Here is a 7569-nt window from a genome sequence, read left to right as displayed (position 1 = left end):
GTCGACCGGGTCGACGACGTGGGGGTCGCCAACCTCGACCGGATCCTCGACCAGGTCGACCGGGTCCGCGAGGCCGACGCGGTCGTGGTCGCGGCCGGCCGCGAGGGGGCCCTCCCGACCGTCGTCGCCGGCCTCGTCGACGCCCCCGTGATCGCCGCCCCCGTCTCGACCGGCTACGGCGTCGGCGGCGAGGGGGTCGCGGCGCTGGAGGGGGCGCTCCAGTCGTGCTCCGTGCTCACGACCGTCAACGTCGACGCCGGGTTCGTCGCCGGCGCGCAGGCCGGCCTGATCGCCCGCGCGGTCGACGCGGCCCGGGCCGAGTGAGGGGGTCCGTCCGCCGCGGTCGGCCCCCCGAGCGGAGCCCCGGTCGACGGCGCCGATCGCCCCGTCGATGTCCCCCTCGATCGCCGCGGATCGCGGGGGGATTAAACGCGCGAATACCGGAAGTCGACGGGCCCGAGAAAGGGTATTTGTTCGTCCAGTCCCTACCGATCGTGCCGACGCACGTCGGCATCACATGCCACGCTGTGACCACTGCGGGTCGCACGTCTCGGACCGCTTCGCGCGCGTCTTCGCGGACGAGCACGGCGACCTGAACGCGTGCCCGAAGTGCTCCGCGAACGCGGGCATCGCCGAGGTGTCTCGCGAGCGGACGCGAACCGGGGACTGACCGCCGAACCGCCGATGTGAGACCGAGCGCACGGAGAGCGGCGGCTCCGTCCAGTCCCCCTTCCGGGCACATCCGTACCCACTTTGCGCTCGCGCTCGCACGGTCGGCCGTGGCCGACCACTACGTGTACGTGATCGAGTGCGCCGACGGCACCCTCTACACCGGGTACACGACCGACGTCGAGCGCCGCGTCGCCGAGCACGACGCCGGCGAGGGCGCGAAGTACACCCGCGGGCGGACCCCCGTAACGCTGCGTCACGTCGAGTCGTTCGACTCGCGGTCGGCGGCGATGTCGCGGGAGCACGCCGTCAAGTCGCTGTCGCGCGCCGAGAAGGAGCGGCTGATCGACGACGAGTAGGGCCTCGTCTCGGAGCTACTCCACGAGCCGCTCGATCTCGGTGACGAGGATGCCGGTCGCGCCCACCGAGCGCAGCTCCGAGATGGTCTCGAACACGTCGCGCTCGTCGACGACGGCGTGGACCGCGACCATCCCGTTGCCGTTCTCGTCGGCCTCGACGTCCATCACGGTCGGGCCCCCGAGCCCGGGGATCACGTCCTTCACCGCGTCGAGCCGCGCCTTGGGCGCGTTCATCATCAGGTAGCGGCGGCCGTCCGCCGCGAGGACCGACTCGAAGGCGGTCAGCACCTGCTCGACCTTCGGGTCGTCGACCACGTCCGGCCGGGCGAACAGCCGCACCGAGGACTCGAGCACGTCGTCGATCACGGCCAAGCGGTTCACCTTCAGCGTCGTCCCCGTCGAGGTGATGTCGACGATGGCGTCGGCCATGTCGACGTGCGGGGTCAGCTCCGTCGCGCCCGTCACGGTGACCACGTCGGCGTCGACGCCCACGCGGTCGAGGTACGCCTCCGTGACGCTCGGGAACTCGGTGGCGACCGTCCGCCCGGCGAGGTCCTCGACGGCCGCCACGTCGCCGTCCTCGGGCGCCGCGAGGACGAGCTTACAGGAGCCGTACCCTAAGTCGAGCAGGTCGACGAGGTCGCCGTCGGCCGCCTCGTCCGCGGAATCGACGACGCCGCCCGACTCGGCCGCCTGGTCGAGGCCGGTGACGCCGAGGTCGGCGGCGCCGTCGCGGACGTACTCGGGGATGTCGGCCGCCCGCGCGAACAGCACCGTCACGTCCTCGTCGACGGTATCGGCGTACAGCTGGCGGTCGGCGGTCTCCTCGACGTGGAGCCCGGCGCGCTCCAAGAGAGAGAGCGTCGGCTCGTGTAGGCGGCCCTTGTTGGGGACGGCGATGCGCATACGCGACGACTCGCGGGGACAGGGGGAAACGTTTTCGTCCGGAGCGCGAGGCGGGTGTCGACGCGAAACCGTTTATAAACAAACGCGGTGGCGCGTGCCTCCGAACGCCCGCAGGGCGTGAGGAGCACGCGCGAGGGAGTCGCGAACGAAGTGAGCGACGAGGCTGGGGAGGCGTGAGGTGCGGTGCTGTGTGGGGCGGGACTCAAAGGGGCAGCCGCGGGGGCAGCGTAGACGAAGTAAGCACCGCAACGAGGGAGCGAACGGAGTGAGCGACCGAGTGAGGAGCACAGCGAGTGTACGCTGCCCCCGCGGCTGGGGCTTTGGAGGCGTTCGCGGCCGGTCCGTGAGCGGCCGTTTGTGAGCGCGCGACCGCCCCTTTGGGGTGTCTGCCGTCGATCTACAATCGATTATTCATAGGCGAGCCGCCGGTCGTGTCGAACCTCCTTCTGACCATCAAGTACGCGACGGGGAGACAGCCGGCGAACGCGACCGGCCAGACGGTCAGCTGCGAGATCGGGTCGGGCGGCGAGACGAGGCTCCCGACGACCAGCCCCGCGGGACCGGCGACGGCGACGGTCGCGGCGGCCCGCTCCCACCGTGACGGGGGATACCGGCGGGCCCGCCCGGGGCGCCACCACAGCAGGTAGTACAACAGTACGATCCCCGAGACCGGGGCGAGGACGCCCCAGAACCCCGGGTGGTCGCTTCCGCGGGCGTGCGAGTCGAAGTTGACCCACGCGCCGATCGCGACCCAGACGAGCAGAAAGCAGAGGACGCCGACGGCGACGGCGGGCGTGAGTTGGAGGGACACGATTCGGCGTTCCGACCGCTCGGTGATGGCTCTTGTCCCCGAACAGTCGGTTAAACGTCTGTCTCCGCCCGATGTTGGCGCTGGCCATTCGCCGAGTCTCGAATCGGCTGAGAGAGGAGTTGAGCCGATCGCCCCTCCCCGAGGGAACTCATCCGCCCACGGCGTCGACGCTGACCCAGTAGTACTCGCCCTCGTACGCGACGTAGGCGTTGTAACAGTCCGTATCCAGCAGCGCCGGGGAGCTCTCCGACGAGTAATACCCGCGGTCGTCGGTCTCGAAGTCGACCCCATCGATCGCGGCCTCGAACTCCTCCCGTGCCGCGTCCGGGAGCGACTCGAACTCGCAGACGACACTGTCGCCCGGGTCGGACACCGGCGCTTCGACACCGACCGTGTACCCCGCCTCCGCGCCGTCGTCTCCGCTGCCGCTCGTCTCGTTGCTCTCGGCGTCGGACTCGTCGCTCCCACCGCCGGACTCGCTTTCGCCGCCGCCCGGCTCCTCGTCTCTACCGGGCAGCGCGTCACCGGTACAGCCCGCGATGGCCGCGGGCAGCGCACAGGCGAGGAGGGCCCTTCGTTTCACGACCCCGAGTTCGCACGGAAGCCGTAAGTGCTTTCTACCGAAACGGGACGAACCCGCCGCGGACCGGCCACCTGAGCGCGCCGCTCAAGTGTATCGCCGCCCAACGACGCGTATCGTGAGCGACGCCGACTCCCCCCTCTCGGAGGACCGCCCGACCGTCGACCGCCCGCTCCGCGTCGACGCCCCGTTCGAGCCCGCGGGCGACCAGCCCGAGGCCATCGAGCAACTGGTCGAGGGGTTCGAGTCGGGCAACGAAAAGCAGACGCTGCTCGGCGTGACGGGGTCCGGGAAGACGAACACCGTCTCGTGGGTCGCCGAGGAGCTCGACCAGCCGACGCTCGTCTTAGCCCACAACAAGACGCTCGCGGCCCAGCTGTACGAGGAGTTCCGCGAGCTGTTCCCGGACAACGCCGTCGAGTACTTCGTCTCCTACTACGACTACTACCAGCCGGAGGCGTACGTCGAGCAGACGGACACGTTCATCGACAAGGAGATGTCGATCAACGAGGAGATCGACCGCCTCCGCCACTCCGCGACGCGCTCTCTTTTGACCCGCGACGACGTGATCGTCGTCGCCTCCGTCTCGGCCATCTACGGGCTCGGGGACCCGCAGAACTACCGCGACATGGCGCTGCGCTTGGAGGTCGGCGAGCAGATCGGCCGCGAGGAGCTGCTCACCCGGCTCGTCGACCTGAACTACGAGCGCAACGACGTGGACTTCACGCAGGGCACGTTCCGCGTGCGCGGCGACACCGTCGAGATCTACCCGATGTACGGCCGGTACGCGGTCCGGGTTGAGCTGTGGGGCGACGAGATCGACCGGATGATCAAGGTCGACCCGATGCACGGCGAGGTCGTGAGCGAGGAGCCGGCGGTGATGCTCCACCCGGCGGAGCACTACTCGATCCCGGACGACAAGCTGGAGCAGGCGATCGCCGAGATCGAGGACCTGATGGAGAAGCGGGTCAGCTACTTCGAGCGGCAGGGCGACCTCGTGGCGGCCCAGCGTATCGAGGAGCGCACCACCTTCGATATCGAGATGCTTCGCGAGGCGGGCTACTGCTCCGGGATCGAGAACTACTCGGTCCACATGGACGACCGCGAGTCGGGCGACGCCCCGTACACCCTGCTCGATTACTTCCCCGACGACTTCCTCACCGTCGTCGACGAGTCCCACCAGACGATCCCCCAGATCAAAGGGCAGTACGAGGGCGACAAGTCGCGGAAGGACTCGCTGGTCGAGAACGGGTTCCGGCTCCCGACCGCGTACGACAACCGCCCCCTGACGTTCGAGGAGTTCGAGGAGAAGACGGACCGAACCCTCTACGTCTCGGCGACGCCCGGCGACTACGAGCGCGAGACCTCGGATCAGATCGTCGAGCAGATCGTCCGCCCGACCCACCTCGTCGACCCGAAGGTGGAGGTGACCGACGCGACGGGGCAGGTCGACGACCTCCTCGACCGCGTCGACGACCGGATCGAGCGCGACGAGCGCGTCCTCGTCACCACGCTCACCAAGCGGATGGCCGAGGACCTCACGGAGTACCTCGAGGAGGCCGGCGTCGACGTGGCGTACATGCACGACGAGACGGACACCCTCGAACGCCACGAGATAATCCGCGACCTCCGACTCGGCAACATCGACGTGCTCGTCGGCATCAACCTGCTTCGCGAGGGGCTCGACATCCCGGAGGTGAGCCTCGTCGCCATCCTCGACGCCGACCAGGAGGGGTTCCTCCGGTCCACCACGACCCTCGTCCAGACGATGGGCCGGGCCGCGCGCAACGTCAACGGCGAGGTCGTCCTCTACGCCGACGAGGTGACCGACTCGATGGAGGCGGCCATCGAGGAGACCCAGCGCCGCCGCGAGATCCAACTGGAGTACAACGAGGAACACGGCTACGAGGCGACCACCATCGACAAGCCGGTCAGCGAGACGAACCTCCCCGGGTCGAAGACGGACACCTCCAACGTCAGCGTCGGCGACGTGGAGAGCGAAGACGAGGCGAAAGCGCAGATCGAGGCGCTCGAAGACCGCATGGACGAGGCCGCGAGCAACCTGGAGTTCGAGCTGGCGGCCGACATCCGCGACCGGATCGCCGAACTGCGGCGCGCCTTCGAGATCGACGCGGGCGACGAGGGCGTCCCGGCGCCGGCGATCGACGAGTAGCGACCCTCTGCGCCGGCGATCGACGAGGGGTCGCCCGATTCTCAGTCCGCGTCACCGTGACGGCGGGATTTTTACCTCGGTACGTCGCAGTCGAGGTCGTGTACCGTCGCGCCGTCGTCGCCGGAGCGCTCGCCGTCGCCACCGGCGGGTGCGTCGACCGCCTCCACGACGTCGCCGCCTCGACGCCCGGCGACCTCGGCGTGCGGAGCCGCTACGTCGACGGCAACCCGATGGTCGACTCGCGCAGCGTCCTCGCCCGGCCCGAGGAACTCCTGACGCACGCGGCCTCCTTCCGATCTGCCTCGTCGGCCCGCGGCGCGCTCAAGCCCGACGCGACCGAGTCGCGCGAGTTCGTCGAGCGCACCGACTTCGTCGCCGACGGCGGCGACGCGGTGCTGGTGATCGCCCAGCGGCTCACGGCGCCTGAGGTCAAGCTCCGGCTCGGCGGGATCAGCCGGACGGGCGACCACTCCCTCCGGATCGCGGTCGACCAGAGCGGCGTTCGCGGCGAGATCGAGACCGACGACCCGGTGGTCAAGACGCTCCTGTTGCGGCTCACCGACGAGCGCGGCCCGCCGGAGCGGGCGATCGTCGTCATCGGGGACGGCCGCGCCGGGATCACGATCTGACGGTCGGGGTCGCCTCGCCTTCCCCACCGACCGCGCCTCCGTCCCGCGATCGTTTTGTGGCCGGAACGTCTCTCCCCGACCATGTCACTCCGCAGTCGGCTCCTCGGCTCGGCCCTCCTCGCCGTCGGCGTCGCCGCGCTTGGGCTGGCCGGAACGGTCGCGCCCGGCTTCGTCCCTTCGCCGTCGTCGCCCAATGGAATCTCGTTCGTCAACCCTTCACACGTCTCGCTCCTCGCCGCCCCCGCGCTCCTCGCAGCCGGGTCGGTCTTGCTCGTCGGCGGCGCGGCAGCCGCGGGTGGCACCGACCGCTCCGCGCGCGCCGCGCTGGTCGCGCCCGCGTTCGGCGCCGCCGCCGCGTTCGCGTTCGGCGTCGGTCTCGTACTCGCGCCCGCGTCGGTCCCCGAAACGGCGACGAACCCGGCGGCGCACGCGGTCCTCATCGGCCGTGGCAGCGGAATCGCCGCCGGCGCCGTCGTCGGTGCGGCCCTGGCGCCGGTGGTTCAGGCGTCGCTCACGGAGGACACGGCCGCGCTCGTCGCCGGCGCCGTCCTGTTGCTCGCGGCGCTCGCGGCCGGCGCCTCGGACCCCGTCTCGCTTCTCACCGGCGGCCTCGGCGGCGCGGTCGCCGTCGGCCTGCTCTGGGCGGTCGACCCCGAACGCTGGCGGCCCTGAGTCCGGAACTCAACCGCTCACGTCTCGCCGTTCCCTCGTTCGCGCCCAGATTCGAGTTCGTCCCTCTCGCCGAACTGTCCGGCGGAGCCCTCGCGATTGGACCAGCGTCGGCGCCGCCAGTTGGGTGCTGTCGCGACCTTCCGTAACCGGAACTCACCGCTGAGCCACCGTCACGGCACCGCTCGTTCGTCAATCGGACGAACGACTCCGATCTCGCAGTGTGAAAGTGAGTTTGTAGTATTACAACTTTGTTGGTAATGCTTATACCAGTGGAGTCTGTGTGGTCTGACACGGTTCACGCGGCTACGCTCACGTCACGCTGTGAGACCGTCCCCCGAGCGACACGACTGCGGTCGGACTCACCGGACCGACGCTGGAGTGGCAGAGGCAACCCAACGAAATCGGTCACGTTCGAGATGACCAAGATGAGTGAAAGCGACAACGCGAACACGAACGCGAGCACAGGCGCAGATACGGAGAGGGACATCTTCTCGGAGAGAACGCAGCTGAAGCCCTACGAGTACGGCGAGTTTCTCGACTACGTCGAGGCGATCCGGAACAGCTACTGGGTCCACACGGAGTTCAACTTCGACGGCGACGTCCAAGACTTCAAGGTCAACACGACTCCCGCCGAGCAGACCGTTATCAAGCGGACGATGTTGGCCATCGCACAGATCGAGGTACAAGTGAAGACCTTCTGGTCGGACATCTACGCGGAGATGCCCAAAGCCGAGGTCGGGAACGTGGGCATGACCTTCGCGGAAAGCGAG

The 7569-nt window shown here is 69.2% G+C and carries 10 protein-coding genes; 7 read left to right on the top strand and 3 right to left on the bottom strand.

Annotated features, from left to right (window positions below):
- The 3 genes from EXE44_RS15805 to EXE44_RS15800 all read left to right on the top strand — a co-directional run.
- Positions 1-324 (top strand): AIR carboxylase family protein (locus EXE44_RS15805; RefSeq protein WP_199241230.1); only part of this gene is annotated, 324 nt, incomplete at its 5' end.
- Positions 325-517: 193 nt separating this feature from the next.
- A complete protein-coding gene (locus tag EXE44_RS20860) occupies positions 518-670 on the top strand; it encodes a hypothetical protein (protein ID WP_004599353.1) in 153 nt (50 codons plus the stop codon).
- 109 nt (positions 671-779) lie between these two features.
- The gene (locus tag EXE44_RS15800; protein ID WP_053770364.1) at positions 780-1028 is read left to right on the top strand and encodes a GIY-YIG nuclease family protein; all 249 of its coding nucleotides are present in this window, start codon (positions 780-782) and stop codon (positions 1026-1028) included.
- Between the two features lie 15 nt (positions 1029-1043).
- On the opposite strand, the gene hisG is transcribed toward EXE44_RS15800, so the two are convergent.
- The 3 genes from hisG to EXE44_RS15785 form a co-directional block, all read right to left on the bottom strand.
- Positions 1044-1934: an ATP phosphoribosyltransferase gene (hisG, locus tag EXE44_RS15795; RefSeq protein ID WP_137717904.1), complete on the bottom strand. Its 891-nt coding sequence runs from the start codon at positions 1932-1934 to the stop codon at positions 1044-1046.
- Between the two features lie 397 nt (positions 1935-2331).
- Positions 2332-2745 (bottom strand): hypothetical protein, encoded by a 414-nt coding sequence (locus tag EXE44_RS15790; RefSeq protein WP_137717903.1) that lies wholly within the window; start codon positions 2743-2745, stop codon positions 2332-2334.
- 148 nt (positions 2746-2893) lie between these two features.
- Positions 2894-3328 (bottom strand): hypothetical protein, encoded by a 435-nt coding sequence (locus tag EXE44_RS15785; RefSeq protein WP_137717902.1) that lies wholly within the window; start codon positions 3326-3328, stop codon positions 2894-2896.
- A gap of 115 nt (positions 3329-3443) precedes the next feature.
- Between EXE44_RS15785 and uvrB the strand changes: the two genes are divergently transcribed.
- From uvrB to EXE44_RS15765, 4 genes are all read left to right on the top strand, one after another.
- Entirely contained in the window at positions 3444-5498 is a 2055-nt protein-coding gene (uvrB, locus tag EXE44_RS15780) for an excinuclease ABC subunit UvrB (protein ID WP_137717901.1), read from the top strand.
- Between the two features lie 98 nt (positions 5499-5596).
- On the top strand, positions 5597-6127 hold the full coding sequence (locus tag EXE44_RS15775; RefSeq protein WP_137717900.1) for a hypothetical protein: 531 nt from the start codon (positions 5597-5599) through the stop codon (positions 6125-6127).
- An 81-nt stretch (positions 6128-6208) separates the two neighbouring features.
- Positions 6209-6799 carry a hypothetical protein gene (locus tag EXE44_RS15770; protein ID WP_137717899.1) on the top strand — a complete coding sequence of 197 codons (591 nt, stop codon included), beginning with the start codon at positions 6209-6211 and terminating at the stop codon, positions 6797-6799.
- Positions 6800-7224: 425 nt separating this feature from the next.
- On the top strand, positions 7225-7569 hold a 345-nt coding region (locus tag EXE44_RS15765; RefSeq protein ID WP_199241229.1), incomplete at its 3' end, for a ribonucleotide-diphosphate reductase subunit beta.

The organism is Halorubrum sp. SS7 (assembly GCF_005435055.1).
GTDB lineage: Archaea > Halobacteriota > Halobacteria > Halobacteriales > Haloferacaceae > Halorubrum > Halorubrum salinarum.
Note: the sequence above shows the minus strand (reverse complement) of the source record. Positions and strands in the feature narration are given on the sequence as shown.